The sequence below is a fragment of the Curtobacterium pusillum genome, assembly GCF_007673235.1.
GTDB classification, from domain to species: Bacteria; Actinomycetota; Actinomycetes; order Actinomycetales; family Microbacteriaceae; genus Curtobacterium; species Curtobacterium pusillum_C.
This window is the reverse complement of sequence record NZ_VDZH01000026.1, coordinates 1-280: the sequence shown is the minus strand read 5'-3', so window position 1 is coordinate 280 and position 280 is coordinate 1. Positions and strand designations below refer to the sequence as shown.

General features: G+C 51.4%; 1 rRNA gene. It reads left to right on the top strand.

Annotated elements, in window-relative coordinates:
- Window positions 1-45 precede the first annotated feature (45 nt).
- Window positions 46-280: ribosomal RNA gene (locus FS532_RS18435) — 23S ribosomal RNA — on the top strand; the annotation flags it as partial.

Sequence of the window (280 nt, the reverse complement as noted above, 5' to 3'; positions counted from 1 at the left end):
GGGGTGGATGTTGTTGTTCGAGTCGATCGCAATTTTAATCTTTGTGGTCAAGTTTCTAAGAGCAAACGGTGGATGCCTTGGCATCTGGAGCCGAAGAAGGACGTAGAAATCTGCGATAAGCCTCGGGGAGCTGATAATCGAGCTGTGAGCCGAGGATTTCCGAATGGGGAAACCCCGCTGGGCGCTTTTGTGACCTGGTGACTCCCGCCTGAATATATAGGGCGGGTAGAGGGAACGTGGGGAAGTGAAACATCTCAGTACCCACAGGAAGAGAAAACAA